Raw genomic sequence first — 16,510 nt, 5'->3', positions numbered from 1 at the left:
GGTTCGGCGTCAGGTGTTGCGCGCCGCCAACGCCATGCCGATCAGGGTCGCACCGCCGAACATCAGGTTGAGGCCGACGAGGAGGCCGATCGCCCATCCTGCGGATTCCGGCAAGCCGGCGATGATGAAGAAGGCGATCACGACGTCCATCAGGCCGGCGATCAGCAGCCAGGACCAGCGTCCCGACAATTCGCGGCGGTGCTCCAGCGCGTACATGATGGTGGCGACGCCCTCGGCGACGAAATAGGCGCCGACCACGATGGTCAGCGTCAGCACGCCCTGCATCGGACGGGCGAGCAGCACCATGCCGGCCAGCACGGCGAGCGCGGCCGAAATCAGCGACCACCAGAAGCCCGGCATGTTGCGCGCCCAGAACGTCACGATCAGCCCGCCGATCCCTGAGATCAGGAACATCCAGCCGAGGAAGATGGTGACGGCGAGGCTCGCGAAGGTCGGCACGATCATCGCGGCGATGCCGAGGATCACCAGCAGGATGCCCTCGAACAGGAAGGCCTTCCAATGCGCCTTCACCGCGGCCTGCATTTCCGATCGCAGCTTGTCGAGGTCGTTGGACAGGATCATCGCGGCTCTCCGGATCTGCGAACGTAAAGGCTGCGCGCGTGCGGCGTTATCCTAACTCTGGCTCGGTGCGGACGGAAAGCCCTCCGAGGCGGTCCGCATCCGGTTGCGGCCGAGGAAGTAGACGGCGGTGGTCGCGATCAGCAGCGCCAGTCCGATCAGGATCGAGGTGAAGCCGATCGGGACCAGGATGAACGATGCATTGCGCTCGGGATTGACGTACCAATGATGCAGCGAGGTGAGCAGGAAGGAGACGCCGGCAAAGCCGGCGCCGCCGCCGATCAGCAGCAGCGCCCACATCCGCCGCAACTGGCTGAGCCGCTCGCGCGCAACGTCGGTGCGCGGCGCATGATGCTTGCCGAGGCGTCGCACCAGGCGGATTGCAAAGCCGATCGAGGAGAAGCCGATCAGCACGCTGGCCGAGCCGAGCAGCAGCCGCGTGGTCGAGCCGAGATCGGGGATGCGCTGGAGCGCGAGCAGCGGAAAATCGAACGCCGCGTGCAGCGCGACCGGTGCGACCAGCACCAGCGCCCAGTTCGTCATGCGCGCCCAGTCGCGGTGACCCCGGTAGGCGCCGAGCGCGCCGCCGGAGCGCGCGATCGCAAGATAGGCGCCGGCGATGATACCGAGCGCGCCGTGGAACGGCACCGTGAGCACGCTGCGCAACGCCGCGAGCGCGCGCCACATGTCCTTGTGCTGGACCAGATAGGCGAGGTTCTCATAGGCGGCAAATCCAAGTCCGGCGGCCGCGCCATAGACCACCGTATCCATCGGATCGGCGAAGGCGCGGCGCCGCGTCGAGATCGCGACGATGACGAGAACCTTGACGATCTCCTCCGGTGCCGCGACCCCGAAGACTGCACGCATCGCCTGCGTCGCCCAGGGATTGTCGGGAATGGCGAGCAGCGCATTGAACGGAATTCGCGCCAGGCCGAGCAGCGAGATGCTGGCCGCGCCGAGCACGAAGGCGAGCCACACCTGCACCGGCGGTCCGGGGCGCTCGTCGGCGGCGATGACGAGCCACAACACCAACAATGCGGGGGCAATGGCGGCGGCGCCGATGACGGTTGGAAGCGACTCAAGCAACAACATGAGCCGGACGGGCCCCTTTGATGGCACCAAAGCGATGCGTGCCGAAGAAATGGCAGCAAGTTCAGCGGATTGCAAATCGGTCTGATGCCGTTCTCGTGACCAATATGCCACGGTGCCTTACGAAAGCGGGTTGGAAAGGTGCCGTTGCGGGCCTTGATCAGCTCAGGGCCGAGGGCGGCTCCCGGACAGGTTCCTGACGGCGGCAGGCCCATGGCCTTTCCGGGCGCAGGAGCTTTGGTAGCCCGACGATGGATGGGATCGCGGCCTGCGGGTCCAATCAGCTTTCGGCACCGCGTTCCCTTCGTTGGGCTATAATGCCGTGGGCAAGGCGACTGATCCGGTAAAAGCCAGAGATGCTTTCGATTGATTCTGCTGTGATCGTTCTTGCCGTGATCGCGCTGTTTGCGGCGTTTGTGAATGGCGCGCTTGGTTACGGGTTTTCCTCGCTCACGGTGCCGGTCGCACTCGTCTTCTACACCAACCGCGTCCTCAATCCCGCGGTGGTCATCGTCGAAGTCTTCGTCAATCTGTATGTTCTGTGTATCAACCTGAGCGGTGTTCCGGCAGTGTGGCGGCGTGTGCTGCCCATTCTCGTCGGCATGCTGCCCGGCATCGCGGTCGGAGCCTTTGCGCTGACGTCGCTTCAGCCCGGCTGGACCAAGTTCGCCACCTACTCGATCATTCTGCCGCTCATTCTGCTGCAGGCGGCCGGTTGGCGGAGGCCGATCCAGTCGAAATGGCTGGTCGGTCTGCCTTTTGGAACGATGCTCGGGGTCTTGTACTCGGTCACGACCATTTCGGGCCCGCCGCTGGCGATCCTTTTCAACAATCAGGGCCTCGTCAAAGATGAGTTTCGGGCCGGTCTCGCACTGGTTCGGGTGACGGAGTCCAGCCTGACTGCAATCGCGTACTACAAGCTCGGTCTGTTCATCGACGAGAGCCGGAGCCTCTTGTTCGTGCTGGTTCCCTGCGTTGTCCTCGGCATACCGCTCGGTGCCTGGCTGATCCGGCGGCTGGACGCCGAGACGTTTCGCCGGATCTGCATGAGCTTTGATGCGTGGGTCGTGGGATTCGGCCTGTCGCGCGTGTTGATCGAAGTGAAGCTGATGGAAAGCCCGTGGGCCTACAGCGTCATGGCCGGCACGATCCTGATCGACGTCTGCTTATTGTACGTCTTCTTCACCGCGAGGCGAGGCACCGTGCAGAACTCGCAGGCGCTGGCTTCGCTGAAATCCGGCAACCGGGGCGGTCCGACCTGAAGCTGCTCTAACCTGCGAGCAGGCGCTGGCAGGTTTCGACAAACACCTCGGCCCCCGTGACGATATCGGCGTCGTCGGTGTTCTCACTCCAGTGATGACTGATGCCGCCGATCGACGGCACGAACAGCATCGCCGCCGGCATGATGGTGGCGAGGACCTGGGCGTCATGGCCGGCGCCGCTCGGCATGCGGATCGATTTGCCGCCGGCGCAGGCTGCGCTCGCGGCTTCGATCGCATTCTGGAATGCGGGCGTCATCATCGCGGGCACCCCGGTGCGGATGCGCTCAACCTTCACGCCGCAACGGCCCTGAGCGGTGGCCTCGGCCGCCAGGCGGTGCAACTGCTCCTCGAGACGTGCGATCACCTCGGGATTGTCGTCACGAATCTGAAATAGCATCTCGGCGCCGCCTGGGATGATGCTCGGCGCGCCCGGGTCCAGCGTGATGCGGCCGGTGGTCCACACCGTGCGCGGACCCGACAGGGCAGGGAAGCTGTCGTCGATCGCGACGCAGAACCGCGCCAGCGCCAGGCCGGCGTCCCTGCGCACCGCCATCCGCGTGGTGCCGGCATGGTTCTGCTCGCCGGTGAACGTGATGCGATACTGCCAGATGCCGACGATCGAGGTGACGACGCCGATCTTGAGCCCGCTGCTTTCCAGCGTATCGCCTTGCTCGATATGCGCTTCGAGATAGCCGATGTGGCGGCCGGCCTCGGCGTTGAGGCGCGGGCGGCCGGCGAAGCCTGCGTCGCGCAATGCATCGCGCATGGTGCGATCGCTGGAGCGGTCGCGGGCTGCATCGATGTCGGCTTCGGTCACCGCGCCGACAAACGACCGGCTGCCGAGGAAACTGCCGAAATGTCCTTCCTCGTCGCACCACGCGGCGACCTCGACCGCGCCGTTCGCATCCGGATCCGTATTGATGACGCGCGCCGCCTCCAGCGCGTAGATCACGCCGAGCGGCCCATCGAGCCAGCCCGCATGGTTCTGGCTCTCCAGATGTGAGCCGGCAAGCAGCTTTGGTCCCGCCTTTGCGCTGGAGCCGAGCACATTGCCGATGCCGTCGATCGTTGCGGTGAGATTGGCGTCGGGCAAACGCGCCGCGAGCCAGTCGAGCGAGCGCAGATGCGGTTCGGAGAATGTCGGCTTGTGCACGCCGGTCTTGTAGGCGCCGATCGCGCGCAGCGCGTTGAGATCGGCGAGCACGCGCTTGCCGTCGAAGCGGCCGTTGATGCCTGGCATGACTGGACTCCGGATTGCCGTCTTGATTTCGCGTCTTGATTTGCGCCTCGATTTGCTCCTTGGCGCCTCAATCCCGTCTTGATGCCGTCGTGGTTGGGTGCGACGGAACAATCAGGGCAAACGATTTCTTAGCGGTTCTGCTCTTAGGTCGCAGTACGAATAGCGTGAGAGTGTGATCATGTCTGCATTCCGGGACTGGGCTCGCAAGGCCGCTGTGCTGTTTTTTCCGATCGCGCTCGGCGCCTGCGCGCAGGTTTCGCAGCAATACAGCATGACCACGCCGCCGCCGGGGACAGGTCCGCTGGCCTGGGACGGTGCCGGACAGGACCCCAATCTTCCGCAGCCGCGGCGCCATGCGCGAAATGCGTCGCCCGCGGTGGCGGACACATCACCTGAGCAACTGTCGGAAGCGGATGCCGACGAGCGGCTGGCGCGCAAGCTCGTGATCTGCAGCACCTGCATCAAGCGGACGCCTGTGGCGGCGGCGCAGCCGAATAATCGTCAGGATGTTGCCAGCAATCACTAGCGGCTGGCGCTGAGCGCTGTTGGCGGACATCCAGCCCGCTCGCAGGCCTTAGTTAGGCCACGATGTCGGTCGATGCGCAGGCCCATGTCGATCCGAAGATTCATTGTTCCCGTCGTCGTCGCGCTTGCCGCCGCAATCCTGATTCACGTCGGCGGCTCGCGGGCGCATGCACATGTGCCGACGCATTGCGGCTTCTGGACCTCGATCGAGGCCGGATTGTCCTGCAGGTGATCTCCAGTGACCTGCAATCCGGGAAAAGCGCTCTGAACGCTTGCCCGCCCGGCCAATCGCCACTATACGTTCGCCCGTCGCGGCTTGAGGGCTGTGGCCTGTCCGGCGCATCTCACGTCTAACGTATTGATTTGCCGGGAGTTTTGCTCCCTTCGTCTATCGGTTAGGACGCCACCCTTTCACGGTGGAGAGAGCGGTTCGATTCCGCTAGGGAGCGCCATCACGGCCAAGCTGAAGACTCCACAAAATCAGACGTTTAAGTGTCTGGATTGACATTTTCGGCGCATCACCCGGTCGATCTCGCGACAGTTCAGCACCTACGGGACGTGCGCCCCCAAGCGCGGCGATCGCCGCACCTGGGGCCGGAACGGTTTTGGTAAACTGGCGGCGCTTGTCTCTGCTCTGCCGTCAGACCAGCAATTGCCGCAAGCTGCTTCTTGATTGGGGCTTACGATTGCGATTGGCGCTGCTCGGAGCATGACGTCAGGCCAGACTTTTCGGGCTGCTGCGCGACTGTGAGAACCGCTGGATCAATTTCGTCTGGAAATAATCCACACGACGATGGGCCAGCTCGGCTCATTTCGTAATGCCAATTGGTAAATTGGATTGGCAGGATCGTCCGGGATGGGTTTCATCCGAAGCGGGGATGCCATCAACCCGATCACCTCGCGGTTGCCCCATCCCCCACAAGCGATCGACTCGGCGTTCGCCTTGTCAGATAACAGCCTTAGCGATTCCGGAGTGAAGCGCCAAAAGTCCTTCGGCGCCGCGTGAATGCCATTGACGAAACAGGTCGTGTGACAGACGTAGCCGCCCGGCTTCACAACTCTGATTGATTCAGAGAATGCTTTTTGGGGATCTCCCTCGACGTGTTCGAGAACCTGGTCCGAGACACAGAAGTCAAAAGTGCCGCTTTCGAATGGCAAATCTATGAAGTTGGCATCGGGATAGCTGACCTCTGTGTATTTCGTTTTGGTCAGCCCGAGCTCAACACCGAGTCCCTTCGATCCGGAGATCGAAAGGCAGGTTTTTTCGTTTCCGTCATATTCCGATAGAGCGCGATGGAGCGCTTTGTACATCGCGAGGCGCGTGATCCACCACGTCTTTGGACCGGGCGCATCGAGAGCGTGTTCGTAAAGTTGCCGAATGGTGGTTGGCGAGAGACCGTCCATTGTTTTTCCTTTGAAGGTGGCACACTACCGTATTGCAAATATCGAACTGAGCCCCAGCAAATGGAAATGAGATGTGCAGCAGTCGCCCGCTCCCTTCAATTAAAGAGAAGAGCATACGCACCACGATCAATCCGATCAAGTGCGGCATTTATCGATCGAGATTTGCTGTGGCCCAAGCCGCGCGGACTCGCCACCAAACGGAGAAGGCCAAGGTCGCTTCATCAATTGTGTTCGGTGCCAAGCCCGCGTTCCTGATGAGCGACGATGTGAGTATCGCGTGAACGCTGGCGGGCATTTACGGCAACGACGTCACCGCAGCACTTGGCAGCAGTCAGGCAGCCGCGCTCCGCTTGGTACCAAGCCATGCAGCAGATCAGCCAAGTCAGCCAGGATGTCACTTGCGGAGTCCGAACCGACTTCGAAATCCGGATTTGCAACGGCGCCGTGCCGCGCTGGCAGGTGTGAACAATCCGAGATCGCTGCAATCCGCTTCTCTTTCGCAACCCTTTGTAAAGCCAACGGCGATACGGCTGGGCCCGGGATGACGTGATGGCTCCAGGGACCAGGAAGCGCGAAACGCGCAAATCGCTGCGGCAATCCGGCTGGATCACGCTCGACGGCGGATTCGCCGCGCGGCCCTGCGTGGTCGAGGACATGTCTTCATCGGGCGCCAAGATCACGGTCCAGGACAACAACACGCTGCCGGCCAAGCTGCGGCTGGCGTTCTCGCGCGACGCCCGCACCGGGCGCGCCTGCGAAGTGGTGTGGCGCGAGGGCAGGACGTTCGGCGTCAAGTTCGTGCGGTAGAGTACGATCCGGAAAAGTGGATCCGGTTTTCCGAACGGATCATGCTCAAGAAAGAAGCAAGCTCATGCCGCAATTCTTCCCGATCGCATCATGAGCTAGCCTCATCCGGTGGGGCAGGATAGAAGGGCGGATGCGCAAGACCTGCTTCGCCATCGTCGCCGTCCTGCTTCCCGCCGCTGCGTTCGCGCAGCAGGGCGACCGCCGCAATTTCCAGACGCCCACCGACGCCGGCAAAACCTTGCCGTCGAAATCCGCGACGCGAAGCAATCCTTGCGCGTCGTACGGACCGGGCTTCGTCAAGGTCGAGGGCGCCGACACGTGCGTGAAGCTCGGCGGCGGCATCAGCGTCGATGGCGGGATGTCCGGCCGCGGACGGTAAGCGGTTTGCCGCCCGCGTTCACGACATCGGCGGCGCGATGAAGCGCACGAAGGCCGGCCGCCCCGCGATCTCACCGAACCAGCGTTCGAGATTGGGCAGCTTCGGCTTGCTGACGCCCTCGACGCCGAGCCAGCGCCGCGCAAAGGCGCCGAGCGCGATGTCGGCGATCGTGAAATGGTCGCCTTCGATGAAGCGGCGCCTTGCAAGCTGCGCCTCGACCACGCGCCACACCACGCCCTCGGCATCGGCGTCCTTCTGGATCTGCACCATGTCGCGCTTCTCCGGCGGCGTGCGCACCAGGCCCCAGAACACCGGCCGGTCGACCGGCTGCAGCGTCGACAGCGTCCAGTCGAGCCAGCGGTCGACGGCGGCGCGCGCCTTCGGCGCTTGCGGATAGAGCAGCGCGCCCTGGCCATAGGCCATGCAGAGATAGCGCATCACCGAATTGGATTCCCACAGCACATAGTCGCCGTCGACCAGCGTCGGGACGCGGCCATTCGGATTCATCGCGAGATAGTCGGGCTGATCGTTCTTGCCGAACTGCATGCCGGCATCGATGCGCTGATAGGAGAGGTCGAGCTCGGCGAGACACCAGAGCACCTTCTGCACATTAACCGAATTGGCCCGGCCCCAGATCGTCAGTTGCGGCTTGCTGTCCATCACGCGTTTCTTCCCGCTGTTGTGCTTTGCGCGCGTTCATAGCTGAAGCGTCAGGGAAAAGCGCGGGGTGAATTGTACCGAGAGCAAAAAAAGAGGCTCCGCCGCATCGCGGCAGAGCCTCGCCGATAACTATGCATCAAGACGCCGTCAGTGACCGAACAACAACCACAACACAATGATCACCGGGATCGGCACACCCAACAGCCAAAGCAAAATTCCTCTTCCCATCGTTGCCTCCTCGCATGCTTGTAAGGAGGCAACGTCAACGATCGTGTCGCGTTCCTCGCGATCGCGCCACGCTTCAGCAAAAGCGAAATGCCGACAGGAACGTGGGTGCGGGCGCGGTGTTTACCAGTGGCCGGTGTTCGGCATCGACGCCCACGGCTCGGCCGGCGCCTTCGGCTCGCCCTTTTGCAGGATCTCGATCGAGTGCAGGTCGGGCGAACGCACGAACGCCATGTTGCCGTCGCGCGGCGGACGATTGATGGTGACGCCCATCTTCATCAGCTTCTCGCAGGTCGCGTAGATGTCGTCGACCTCGTAGGCGAGATGGCCGAAATGGCGGTCCTCGCCGTATTTCTCCTCGTCCCAATTGTAGGTCAGCTCGACCAGCGGCGCGCCGCGGGTCTGCGGCAGCGACTTGAGCAGATGGAGATCTTCCTCCGCGCAGAGAAACAACAGCGTGAAGCGGCCCTTCTCATTGTCGATGCGGCGCACTTCCTTCAGCCCCAGCGCGTCCTGATAGAATTTCATTGCGACATCGAGATTGCGGACGCGCAGCATGGTGTGCAGATAGCGCATTTTTTTATCCTCCTGCAGATTCAGAGATTTTGTTTGGGCTCGGGCGAGACGGGGCAAGAAATAGCAGCAAAACGCGGCGCGGGGCAGGGGTTTGCGCGACTTTTGCCGACCGCATTTCGCCTTTGCATGCTCACGCCTTCGCGAGCGCTGGCTCCCGTTGCGCCGCGCGATCACGCAGCCAGGTATGGACGGAACGCGCCGCGACACGCTTGCGCAGCGACGGATGCAAGAAAGCCCCGCCCAGCAAAATTTCTGGGACGGGGCTTGTGGTCGAGCCTTGGAGGCGCGGCCTCTATCGCACCGATTGCCGATCACGGCCAATCAAGGACGCGCGAGGTTGGACGTCCTCTAAAGCGCAAAACCCCGCGAGTGGGCTCGCGAGGTCTGATGCCGACCGGCCTTGGGGAGATCGTGCCGGCAACCGGGCATACAATGTCGCTGCGCGCGGAAAGTTCCTGGGTCCGGAAAATAGAAAGCCCCGCAGGCTGGATGCGGGGCTTTCCCAGCTGACGGACTGGGGATCTCTCAGGGCGTGAGCCGTCAACTGTCGGAGACCAAACTTAAGGTTGAATTTGTAAAATGCAACAGCGCCGCGTAGACGGAGTATGTTCGTCCCACAGCGCTGCGCCGGATGCTGGGCCCTGAAATCCCCAGCGCCTTTTATGTCCTCGCGCCGTGCAAAAGGTTCAAAAGAAAGACCCCGCGAGGGGGATTCGCGGGGTCCTTCCAAAGCCGACAGGGCGGTGAGCTGCCGGCACCACGCGTGATGTGCCGTTGCGCTTGTTCAATGCGGACTGGTCCGCCAGCTGGCCGACCGGCTCCAGAAACCAAAACCCCGCCAGTTACCGAAGTAAGCTGACGGGGCTTGTTGAGCTGATATTTCCGGTGGATTTCTCCCTCGTTGTACCGCTCACCAGACCAACGGCGGAACGAGAGACTCGTTCCCTATTTTTTTAAGGGCGCCTCCTTTTTTTGAAGTCGCCAAGGACGCAGCTCCCGGACGTTGGTCGTGGGAACCTACTTTTTTGCGTCGTTCCCTTTCGCCGCACCCTTTGCTGTGTCTTTCATCTCGGACTTGTTGGCCCGCCTCACATCCATCCCCGTGGTGTCCATCGCGCCGCTCTGAGTGGCTCCGTTGGTGTTTTCAGGCCGTTCCATGCCGCTCTGCGGTGCGGGACCTGTATCCTGGGCAAAGGCCGCGCCGCATACCAGGGTGAGGACGGTGACCGCGATGAGCTTGCACATGGGCGCCTCCTGGCGTCACCAGGATGACCCGCGCGCAGTCGAGAGGTTCCTGTCGGCTGGCGCCGCTCTCACACCTTGATGTCGAGGATGGTCTCGACCGCTTCACGGTCGGCCTGGTTCTTCGCGGCGAAGACATCCAGCACATCCTCATTGATGATGCGCGGCTGCTCCTTCGCCGTCTGGTCGACGACGAGCTGCACTCTGGCTTGCGTCACTTCGACAGGTACGGGGTATACGAGCATGGCTCTCTCCCTCCGGAGGATCGAACCTTGTCAGGGCTTTCTTAACGATTTGTAAGCGCCCGGGAGCCCGCGTTTTGCGCCGATTCGGACGGCCGGACGGCATCGGCCTGCTCGCACGCCGGCCGGATTGGAGCCATACTGCGGGCCGCCAGGACCGGGCGGCGCGATCGATGAAGAACGGGCTCTATTCGATCCACATCCACATGACCGACGGCGTGAGGGGCCGCGACAGCGGCATCCTGATCCTGCGCGACGGTCTCTTGATCGGCGGCGGGCCGTATTTCTGGTCGATCGGGGCCTACACGGTCGGCGAGGGCACCTGGAAGGGACATCTCAGCACCAACCAGCATTCGCCGTTCGCCGACCCGTTCACCCGTCCGCTGTTCGCCGGACAGGAAGTGACGAGCGGGTTTTCCGGCACGTTCAGCGGCGACGAGGCCGAGGTGTTCGGGACCGTGCTGGTTGGAACCCGCAGCCTGGGTTTCCGGGCCACCCTGAAACGGCTGGCGAATGCCTGATTGCGCGCACGCGGCGTGAGGCTGTGGACGAGGGTGCAGCAAGATCCGTATTTTGTTGGATAATTGGAGCCGTCGTCGCTGTGAATTTGCTGCGGACAAGCGGGGGATATCGCTGTGAATCCCGCCGCGGCGGCTGATCGGAACTTCCCTGACGAGGCATTACCCGGCCACCGCTAACCCTACCTGGTTAGGTTAAGGGCAGCATCGTGTTGTCACCACCTGCGATTGCGATTGGGATGGCTGCGGGTGATCGCCATGATGCCATCGTTCCACAGTGCTGATCGACCGACCCACCGGCGCGTGATGGTGGTGGGGCTGCTGTTCTGCTCGGCTTTTGTCGCGATCAGCTTCTGGCTTCGGCCGTTGCCGGAGAGCGGCAAAGTGCTTGTGAAATCGGACCGGCTGGTCCGGACCGCGGGAGAGGCTCGGAAGACAAACTGAAGGGCAAGCCGGGGAGCGGCCAGTTGACACGAGCCGCCGGCGCTCAGTCCGGCAGCTTCCCGTTCGGATGCTTGTGATACATCGCGATGCCGATGAAACCGGCAAAGCCCATCACGTTAAGCAGCAGTTCCATCCATGCCGGCATCGACGCCAACCTCGTTCTCCGTCAAGCTAATCTCTGAGGTTGTATTTTTGTTCCAGCGCTATCCGATGGTAGCTTTGCGCTATCGCATGGCTGGCGCGTTTTCGAGCGATCCGATCGGAAAGGAAAACGCTCAAGGGAACCGGAACCATCGCACAGCGGCACTGGCAATAGCCACAAGCCCGGAGCACGCCGCTCCGGGCTTTCTCACTTGCGCCTCATGGCGCAATCGCGGTGCCCGGACCATGACCGCGGTCGCCCGGCAGGGCATCAAGCGGCCTTTCGTTAAGCGGTCTTGCGTTGAAATCCACTCCAGGCATTGCCGAGCGTGTTGTCGTAGTATTCCTGGCGATCGCGCTCGAACTTCTGCTGCGTCGCCCTGAAGCTGGCGACACGTGCGACGATCTCCTCGCGCTCGCGCGCGACGCGGTCTTCCTGATCGGTCATGCCCATCCTCCTGGCCGTGGTCCTATCCCGGGCGCATTGGCGTCGGCGAATTGGGCGTCAATGCGGAGCAGCCAGTGCAGGAATGTGATGATGCTGAGGCGGTGGAAGAGCGACGAAGCGGATGCGCCGAGGCGGCTGGTCGCAAGCCGATCGATCAAGGCACCTCGATGGCAGCCGATCGCTCGCGCGACGGTTGAGCTCGCAATCGGTCTGGCCGTGCTATAGTCGCTGCGGCCAACCGGATTGTTTTCAGTGATCGCAAAAGACTTGCGCAGCGGCGTCGAGCAGCTCGGCAACATGATTGCTGAGGCGTCGTCCATCGTGCCGTTCACCGGGGCGGGCATCTCCACCGAGTGCGGCATTCCCGATTTCCGCTCGCCCGGCGGGCTGTGGACCCGCAACCGGCCGATTCCGTTCGACGAGTTCGTCGCCAGCCAGGACGCGCGCGACGAGTCCTGGCGGCGCCGCTTTGCGATGGAACAGACCTTTGCGGCGGCCAAGCCCGGTCGCGGCCATCGCGCGCTTGCGTCGCTCTACCGGGCCGGCAAGGTTCCCGGCATCATCACGCAAAACATCGACAACCTGCATCAGACGTCGGGCTTCAAGGCCGAGGACGTGATCGAACTGCACGGCAACACGACCTATGGCCGCTGCATCGGCTGCGGCAAGGACTACGAGCTGTCGTGGGTGAAGCAGCAGTTCGACAACACGGGCAGCGCGCCCGACTGCGCGGACTGCGGCGATCCGGTGAAGACCGCGACGATCTCGTTCGGGCAATCGATGCCTGAGGATGCGATGCGCCGCGCGGCGGAACTCTCCAGGCACTGCGACCTGTTTCTGGCGATCGGCTCATCGCTTGTGGTGTGGCCCGCCGCGGGCTTTCCGATGATGGCGAAGGAGAGCGGCGCGCGGCTCGTGATCATCAACAACGAGCCGACCGATCAGGACGACATCGCCGATCTGGTGATCCGCCACGACATCGGCGACACGCTTGGTCCTTTCGTAGGCAATTGATGCCCGATTGATTCGCGGCTGTGCAAGCCTGTTCATAGTTCCCGCAAGAATCGTTTTTTAGCTATGCCCCGCAAGCGGGAGTGTTATCTTTTGGTTGAGAGATTCGCGCCGCGTCCAAAATCAGTCCGAGTGAGTTGGTCATGGAGAGCAGCGTGTACAGGGTGCGCCGCAACGACGGCGATCTGCATTTGATGTGTGGGGTCCGGGGTCATGGGGTCGGACGGATTTGAGTCCAAGAAGCTCGGCGGACCGCCGATGGGCGGAGTTGGGCAAAGCAGGATTGGTCAAGGCGAGTATGGAAGCGCGCCGCGCGATCCGGCGATGGATGCCTTCTCCGGTCTCGGCGACACCGCGGCCAACCTCGTCGAGGTTTCCGGCGTCATCAAATGGTTCGACGCCTCGAAGGGATACGGCTTCATCGTCCCCGACAATGGCTGGCCCGACATCCTCCTGCATGTGACCGTGCTGCGGCGCGACGGCTATCAGACCGCCTATGAGGGCGCGCGGCTGGTCGTCGAATGCGTGCAGCGCGCGAAGGGCTACCAGGCTTTCCGCATCGTCTCGATGGACGAATCGACGGCGATCCATCCGGCGCAGATGTTGCCGCCGCGAACCCATGTCACGGTGACCGCAACCAGCGGGCTCGAGCGCGCGCAGGTCAAGTGGTTCAACCGGCTGCGCGGTTTCGGCTTCGTGACCTGCGGCGAGGGCACACCCGACATCTTCGTACACATGGAGACGCTGCGCCGCTTCGGCATGACCGAACTGCGCCCCGGCCAGTATGTGCTGGTGCGGTTTGGGCCCGGCTCCAAGGGCATGATGGCCGCCGAGATCCACCCGGAGACCGGTCCGTCGGCGCTGTCGTCGCATTAGCGCCTGAACGGACTCCCTGACGGAAACGTGAGCCGCCGGCGAGTCTTCTCGGCTCTGGCATTTGCCGCAATCGTCGGGTTAGGGTCCGCCGGAAAATTGTCTCCGGTGTGGGTATTTGTCGATGGATTTCGTTCGCATTGTTGAGCGGCTTCGCCCCTGGCTGATGGCCTCGCTCGTCATCATGTTCGGCGCGCTGCTGATCCCGGCCGCGCATTCTGCCAGCGTCCAGCCGCTCGAGATCGTCACCAAATCGGGCGTGCACGTCTTCTCGGTCGAAATGGCGACCACCGAGCAGGAGAAGGAGACCGGCCTGATGTACCGGAAGGAGCTCGCGGACGGCAAAGGCATGCTGTTCGACTTCTCGCCGGAGCAGGAAGTGTCGATGTGGATGAAGAACACCTACATCTCGCTCGACATGATCTTCATCCGCGCCGACGGGCGCATCCTTCGGATCGCCGAAAACACCGAGCCGCTTTCGACCAGGATCATTCCGTCGCGCGGGCTCGCCAAGGGCGTGCTCGAGGTGATTGCCGGGACCGCGCAGAAATACGGCATCCAGCCCGGCGACCGGATTGCCCATCCGCTGTTCGGCGGCCGTTAGCATCCGGTTTTGACGCGATTTCCGGGCGGAAACTGGTGCCGGATTCGCCGCACGAAGCCCCCATCCGTGCCTTGCTGGCGCTGACTGAAGCGTGTATCCACGGGGCTTCTCGGAAATGTCGGGGTATAGCGCAGCCTGGTAGCGCGGCAGTTTTGGGTACTGCAGGTCGTTGGTTCGAATCCAGCTGCCCCGACCATCCAAATCAAAGACTTAACAGAGACGCTCCGTCGGTAGATGAGGCGGACGCGATGCTTATGATCGGCGCGTGCTCGGCATTCGTGTCTGACTTGGTCCACAAATCGCGGTCAGTTGGTACCCTGAGATAGCAAGCGCGGGACCGAAGCCCCGCGCTCCACGCAACTTCAGCCGCCCGGGCGTTGACGAGATCAACGAGTCGGCGGGTTGTAGCGATCGAGGATCACGGTTCTTGAGCCACTCTCCGGCGGTCGAGAGATGGGGTCGTCGAATTTGTGATAGCGGTCGAACTGCTGCTGCTCATCGCGCAGATGTGGCGCTTCTACGGACGAGTAAGCTCTATCTGCACCGTTCCAGTGATCAAATCCCGACACGACGCAACCCCGTCTTGATTCAGATGCAGGTTGGTTAGCATCGTTGTGGGGGTATCTCTGTATCGCCGTGGCAACACCACCGGCAATCCGCGCGACATGAGCACACGGATTGTTTCTGTGGCGCTCTGTGCGTGAACAGCGTTCTGGCACGGGTAACCAGGCTTCGGCCGAGATTGTCTCGCCCGATGCAACAACGCCGCCTGGACGGAATATGCTCGTCCAGACGGCGCCGTCGAAATACTGGGCCCTGAAATCCCCAGTGCCAATGGGTCGTACGGGCGGGGGATAGGTTCAACGTTGCGCCGCCTTGCCGCAGTCCAAGCCACGACATCGTGAGCTGCGATCTCGAGCGGATGTGGCTTGCCGATAACGCGCGCGCGCTGGCAGGGTGGTTCGACCCGACAAGACCAATCCCGCGAGAAAAGCACCATGGCGCGCAGACTGATCGATATCTCCGTTCCCCTGCAGAACGACGTTCCGGCCGATCCGCCCGGCAATCATCCGACCATCCAGTATATCGATCACCAGCAGGGTCTGCCGCGCATGCTGCAGTTCTTCGATGGACTGAAGGCCGATGATTTGCCCGACGGGCAGGGCTGGGCCGTCGAGCAGGTCTCGCTCTCCACCCACAACGGCACGCATCTCGACGCGCCTTGGCATTTCCATCCGACCATGAACCGCGGCGAGCGGTCCTGGACCATCGACGAGGTGCCGCTGGAATGGTGCTTCCAGCCGGGCGTGAAGCTCGACTTCCGGCATCTGCCTGATGGCTACGTCGCGACCGCCAAGGATGTCGAAGCCGAACTGAAGCGCATCGGCCACGCGCTGTCGCCGCTCGAGATCGTCGTCGTCAACACCAGCGCGGGCGCGAAATATGGCCAGCCCGACTACGTCAATTCGGGCTGCGGCATGGGCTACGAGGCGACGATGTATCTGCTCGAGCGCGGCGTGCGGCTGACCGGCATCGACGGCTGGAGCTGGGACGCGCCGTTCGTCTTCACCGCGAAGAGATACGCCGAGACCAGGGACGCCAGCCTGATCTGGGAAGGCCACAAGGCCGGGCGCCACATCGGCTACTGCCACATCGAAAAGCTGCACAATCTCGAGCAGCTGCCGTCGACCGGGTTCATGGTGTCGTGCTTCCCGGTGAAGATCGAGCGCGCGTCGGCGGGCTGGACGAGGGCGGTCGCCATCCTCGACGGCTAGGCGCGCCGGGGTTGTGATCGGCCAGCTTCGGGAACCGGTGGACAGGCTGTGCATTACGGCGGGTTGTTGCGGCACGGCTACAGCTTGAGGCAGCCGAATCTGCTTTCATGCACGCAGTAGATGCATTGGGTGATCGGGCCGCCGGCTCGTCCTCGCGTCCCGATTTCGGAAGCGTTCTCTCCCGTGACTAGAGCCCCGGCGTCTCCGGGGCTCTTTCTTGCGTGCCGCAGCTGAGCCAAGCCCGGCAGGCGAACCAACCCCCAAAAAGCAAATCAGGTGCGTCGGGACCGACGCACCTGATTTCATGTTTTTAATATCGCTTGTGTCGACCGGCCGGTTGTTACCACCGGCAAACGCGAACGCCACGCGGGGTCCACCAGCAACGGGGACCGGCGTAACCGCCGTAGTAGCCATAGCCACGGCCATATCCATATCCGCGGCCATAGCCCCACCCGCGACCGCGACC

Annotated in this window: 20 protein-coding genes and 2 tRNA genes; 13 read left to right on the top strand and 9 right to left on the bottom strand. The window is 62.8% G+C overall.

The features are described from left to right. Positions 1-9 precede the first annotated feature (9 nt). Both AC1VNY_RS15065 and AC1VNY_RS15060 read right to left on the bottom strand, forming a co-directional pair. Complete coding sequence (locus tag AC1VNY_RS15065; RefSeq protein WP_482405730.1) at positions 10-582, bottom strand: HdeD family acid-resistance protein; 573 nt, start codon at positions 580-582, stop codon at positions 10-12. A gap of 51 nt (positions 583-633) precedes the next feature. Beyond that, positions 634-1,671 carry a PrsW family glutamic-type intramembrane protease gene (locus tag AC1VNY_RS15060; protein WP_482405729.1) on the bottom strand — a complete coding sequence of 346 codons (1,038 nt, stop codon included), beginning with the start codon at positions 1,669-1,671 and terminating at the stop codon, positions 634-636. Between the two features lie 389 nt (positions 1,672-2,060). On the opposite strand from AC1VNY_RS15060, the gene AC1VNY_RS15055 reads away from it, so the two are divergent. Continuing rightward, entirely contained in the window at positions 2,061-2,930 is an 870-nt protein-coding gene (locus AC1VNY_RS15055) for a sulfite exporter TauE/SafE family protein (RefSeq protein ID WP_482405728.1), read from the top strand. A 7-nt stretch (positions 2,931-2,937) separates the two neighbouring features. Here AC1VNY_RS15055 and AC1VNY_RS15050 read toward each other — a convergent pair whose 3' ends face one another. Further along, entirely contained in the window at positions 2,938-4,170 is a 1,233-nt protein-coding gene (locus tag AC1VNY_RS15050) for a hydantoinase/carbamoylase family amidase (RefSeq protein WP_482405727.1), read from the bottom strand. Positions 4,171-4,348: 178 nt separating this feature from the next. Here AC1VNY_RS15050 and AC1VNY_RS15045 point away from each other — a divergent pair, with 178 nt between their 5' ends. From AC1VNY_RS15045 to AC1VNY_RS15035, 3 genes are all read left to right on the top strand, one after another. Continuing rightward, positions 4,349-4,696, top strand: a complete 348-nt coding sequence (locus tag AC1VNY_RS15045) for a hypothetical protein (RefSeq protein ID WP_482405726.1) — start codon at positions 4,349-4,351, stop codon at positions 4,694-4,696. Between the two features lie 84 nt (positions 4,697-4,780). Beyond that, a complete protein-coding gene (locus AC1VNY_RS15040) occupies positions 4,781-4,927 on the top strand; it encodes a hypothetical protein (protein ID WP_482405725.1) in 147 nt (48 codons plus the stop codon). A 145-nt stretch (positions 4,928-5,072) separates the two neighbouring features. Then, a tRNA-Glu gene (locus AC1VNY_RS15035) sits at positions 5,073-5,147 on the top strand. A gap of 310 nt (positions 5,148-5,457) precedes the next feature. Here AC1VNY_RS15035 and AC1VNY_RS15030 read toward each other — a convergent pair. Then, complete coding sequence (locus tag AC1VNY_RS15030) at positions 5,458-6,099, bottom strand: methyltransferase domain-containing protein (protein WP_482405724.1); 642 nt, start codon at positions 6,097-6,099, stop codon at positions 5,458-5,460. A gap of 549 nt (positions 6,100-6,648) precedes the next feature. On the opposite strand from AC1VNY_RS15030, the gene AC1VNY_RS15025 reads away from it, so the two are divergent. Together AC1VNY_RS15025 and AC1VNY_RS15020 are read left to right on the top strand one after the other, a co-directional pair. After that, complete coding sequence (locus tag AC1VNY_RS15025) at positions 6,649-6,906, top strand: PilZ domain-containing protein (RefSeq protein ID WP_018271493.1); 258 nt, start codon at positions 6,649-6,651, stop codon at positions 6,904-6,906. A 130-nt stretch (positions 6,907-7,036) separates the two neighbouring features. After that, a complete protein-coding gene (locus AC1VNY_RS15020) occupies positions 7,037-7,285 on the top strand; it encodes a hypothetical protein (RefSeq protein ID WP_482405723.1) in 249 nt (82 codons plus the stop codon). 18 nt (positions 7,286-7,303) lie between these two features. Here AC1VNY_RS15020 and AC1VNY_RS15015 read toward each other — a convergent pair whose 3' ends face one another. The 4 genes from AC1VNY_RS15015 to AC1VNY_RS15000 all read right to left on the bottom strand — a co-directional run bounded on the left by AC1VNY_RS15015 (position 7,304) and on the right by AC1VNY_RS15000 (position 10,233). After that, entirely contained in the window at positions 7,304-7,945 is a 642-nt protein-coding gene (locus tag AC1VNY_RS15015; protein ID WP_482405798.1) for a glutathione S-transferase family protein, read from the bottom strand. Between the two features lie 348 nt (positions 7,946-8,293). Beyond that, positions 8,294-8,746, bottom strand: coding sequence for a VOC family protein (locus tag AC1VNY_RS15010; protein WP_028342102.1), 453 nt, complete (start codon positions 8,744-8,746; stop codon positions 8,294-8,296). A gap of 1,017 nt (positions 8,747-9,763) precedes the next feature. Then, positions 9,764-9,991 carry a hypothetical protein gene (locus tag AC1VNY_RS15005; RefSeq protein ID WP_482405722.1) on the bottom strand — a complete coding sequence of 76 codons (228 nt, stop codon included), beginning with the start codon at positions 9,989-9,991 and terminating at the stop codon, positions 9,764-9,766. A 68-nt stretch (positions 9,992-10,059) separates the two neighbouring features. Further along, positions 10,060-10,233 carry a hypothetical protein gene (locus AC1VNY_RS15000; RefSeq protein ID WP_018271496.1) on the bottom strand — a complete coding sequence of 58 codons (174 nt, stop codon included), beginning with the start codon at positions 10,231-10,233 and terminating at the stop codon, positions 10,060-10,062. Between the two features lie 74 nt (positions 10,234-10,307). Between AC1VNY_RS15000 and AC1VNY_RS14995 the strand changes: the two genes are divergently transcribed. Both AC1VNY_RS14995 and AC1VNY_RS14990 read left to right on the top strand, forming a co-directional pair. Next, a complete protein-coding gene (locus tag AC1VNY_RS14995; RefSeq protein ID WP_482405721.1) occupies positions 10,308-10,751 on the top strand; it encodes a GrlR family regulatory protein in 444 nt (147 codons plus the stop codon). Positions 10,752-11,006: 255 nt separating this feature from the next. Further along, the gene (locus AC1VNY_RS14990) at positions 11,007-11,192 is read left to right on the top strand and encodes a hypothetical protein (RefSeq protein ID WP_482405797.1); all 186 of its coding nucleotides are present in this window, start codon (positions 11,007-11,009) and stop codon (positions 11,190-11,192) included. A gap of 427 nt (positions 11,193-11,619) precedes the next feature. Here the strand turns inward: AC1VNY_RS14990 and AC1VNY_RS14985 are convergent, their stop codons facing one another. Further along, positions 11,620-11,781: a hypothetical protein gene (locus tag AC1VNY_RS14985; RefSeq protein WP_162832435.1), complete on the bottom strand. Its 162-nt coding sequence runs from the start codon at positions 11,779-11,781 to the stop codon at positions 11,620-11,622. 252 nt (positions 11,782-12,033) lie between these two features. On the opposite strand from AC1VNY_RS14985, the gene AC1VNY_RS14980 reads away from it, so the two are divergent. The 5 genes from AC1VNY_RS14980 to AC1VNY_RS14960 all read left to right on the top strand — a co-directional run bounded on the left by AC1VNY_RS14980 (position 12,034) and on the right by AC1VNY_RS14960 (position 16,044). Beyond that, positions 12,034-12,795 carry an SIR2 family NAD-dependent protein deacylase gene (locus AC1VNY_RS14980; protein WP_482405720.1) on the top strand — a complete coding sequence of 254 codons (762 nt, stop codon included), beginning with the start codon at positions 12,034-12,036 and terminating at the stop codon, positions 12,793-12,795. Between the two features lie 210 nt (positions 12,796-13,005). Further along, complete coding sequence (locus AC1VNY_RS14975; RefSeq protein ID WP_028332158.1) at positions 13,006-13,668, top strand: cold-shock protein; 663 nt, start codon at positions 13,006-13,008, stop codon at positions 13,666-13,668. 163 nt (positions 13,669-13,831) lie between these two features. Next, entirely contained in the window at positions 13,832-14,269 is a 438-nt protein-coding gene (locus AC1VNY_RS14970) for a DUF192 domain-containing protein (RefSeq protein ID WP_482405796.1), read from the top strand. A 119-nt stretch (positions 14,270-14,388) separates the two neighbouring features. After that, a tRNA-Pro gene (locus AC1VNY_RS14965) sits at positions 14,389-14,465 on the top strand. A gap of 802 nt (positions 14,466-15,267) precedes the next feature. Then, positions 15,268-16,044: a cyclase family protein gene (locus tag AC1VNY_RS14960; RefSeq protein WP_028342096.1), complete on the top strand. Its 777-nt coding sequence runs from the start codon at positions 15,268-15,270 to the stop codon at positions 16,042-16,044. Positions 16,045-16,510: the final 466 nt, after the last annotated feature.

The sequence above is a fragment of the Bradyrhizobium ferriligni genome, assembly GCF_056837965.1.
Note: the sequence above shows the minus strand (reverse complement) of the source record. Positions and strands in the feature narration are given on the sequence as shown.

What these genes read in the sequence shown, in the direction of transcription:
- AC1VNY_RS14975 (WP_028332158.1), top strand. Translation starts at nt 13,006, where the DNA reads ATGGGGTCGGACGGATTTGAGTCCAAGAAGCTCGGCGGACCGCCGATG.
- AC1VNY_RS15000 (WP_018271496.1), bottom strand. Translation starts at nt 10,233, where the DNA reads ATGCTCGTATACCCCGTACCTGTCGAAGTGACGCAAGCCAGAGTGCAG.
- AC1VNY_RS15030 (WP_482405724.1), bottom strand. Translation starts at nt 6,099, where the DNA reads ATGGACGGTCTCTCGCCAACCACCATTCGGCAACTTTACGAACACGCT.
- AC1VNY_RS15065 (WP_482405730.1), bottom strand. Translation starts at nt 582, where the DNA reads ATGATCCTGTCCAACGACCTCGACAAGCTGCGATCGGAAATGCAGGCC.
- AC1VNY_RS14970 (WP_482405796.1), top strand. Translation starts at nt 13,832, where the DNA reads ATGGCCTCGCTCGTCATCATGTTCGGCGCGCTGCTGATCCCGGCCGCG.
- AC1VNY_RS15050 (WP_482405727.1), bottom strand. Translation starts at nt 4,170, where the DNA reads ATGCCAGGCATCAACGGCCGCTTCGACGGCAAGCGCGTGCTCGCCGAT.
- AC1VNY_RS14990 (WP_482405797.1), top strand. Translation starts at nt 11,007, where the DNA reads ATGATGCCATCGTTCCACAGTGCTGATCGACCGACCCACCGGCGCGTG.
- AC1VNY_RS15040 (WP_482405725.1), top strand. Translation starts at nt 4,781, where the DNA reads ATGTCGATCCGAAGATTCATTGTTCCCGTCGTCGTCGCGCTTGCCGCC.
- AC1VNY_RS15060 (WP_482405729.1), bottom strand. Translation starts at nt 1,671, where the DNA reads ATGTTGTTGCTTGAGTCGCTTCCAACCGTCATCGGCGCCGCCGCCATT.
- AC1VNY_RS15020 (WP_482405723.1), top strand. Translation starts at nt 7,037, where the DNA reads ATGCGCAAGACCTGCTTCGCCATCGTCGCCGTCCTGCTTCCCGCCGCT.
- AC1VNY_RS15005 (WP_482405722.1), bottom strand. Translation starts at nt 9,991, where the DNA reads ATGTGCAAGCTCATCGCGGTCACCGTCCTCACCCTGGTATGCGGCGCG.
- AC1VNY_RS15045 (WP_482405726.1), top strand. Translation starts at nt 4,349, where the DNA reads ATGTCTGCATTCCGGGACTGGGCTCGCAAGGCCGCTGTGCTGTTTTTT.
- AC1VNY_RS14960 (WP_028342096.1), top strand. Translation starts at nt 15,268, where the DNA reads ATGGCGCGCAGACTGATCGATATCTCCGTTCCCCTGCAGAACGACGTT.
- AC1VNY_RS15015 (WP_482405798.1), bottom strand. Translation starts at nt 7,945, where the DNA reads ATGGACAGCAAGCCGCAACTGACGATCTGGGGCCGGGCCAATTCGGTT.
- AC1VNY_RS15010 (WP_028342102.1), bottom strand. Translation starts at nt 8,746, where the DNA reads ATGCGCTATCTGCACACCATGCTGCGCGTCCGCAATCTCGATGTCGCA.
- AC1VNY_RS14985 (WP_162832435.1), bottom strand. Translation starts at nt 11,781, where the DNA reads ATGACCGATCAGGAAGACCGCGTCGCGCGCGAGCGCGAGGAGATCGTC.
- AC1VNY_RS15025 (WP_018271493.1), top strand. Translation starts at nt 6,649, where the DNA reads ATGGCTCCAGGGACCAGGAAGCGCGAAACGCGCAAATCGCTGCGGCAA.